This is a genomic window from Bacillus sp. AFS023182 (assembly GCF_002560575.1).
Lineage (GTDB): Bacteria > Bacillota > Bacilli > Bacillales > Bacillaceae_G > Bacillus_A > Bacillus_A arachidis.
Window position 1 is genome coordinate 1 of record NZ_NTRO01000165.1, and the last position, 368, is coordinate 368.

The window sequence follows — 368 nt, forward strand, 5'->3', positions numbered from 1 at the left end:
ATTAATGGGGTTCACTTTAACTTTCAAAATGGAACCATAAAAAAGCACTCTGAGTACATCCAATTAGATATGGAGCAATTTATTGACCAATTACAGTCAGGTGAAACATATGAAATTCCTGAAATCTATATTGGAATGTATCAAAAGCTTCCTGCAAGACTAATTCTGTATAAATTAACTGAAACGCAAATGAAACGTAGACAAAAGGATTTAGCATTTAAAGAACATAAGAAGCAAATCACCTATAAAGAACGTAGCAAGCGGCTTAGTGCAATTAACTTTTACATTACAAATATTCCTCTGGAATATCTACCAAAGGAACAAGTATACGATTTTTACTCCTTACGATGGCAAATTGGCGTGTCCAG

Annotated in this window: 1 pseudogene; it reads left to right on the forward strand. The window is 33.4% G+C overall.

The annotated features are described in order from the left end of the window. A pseudogene (locus tag CN288_RS27920) lies at nucleotides 1-368 on the forward strand (IS4 family transposase); the annotation flags it as partial.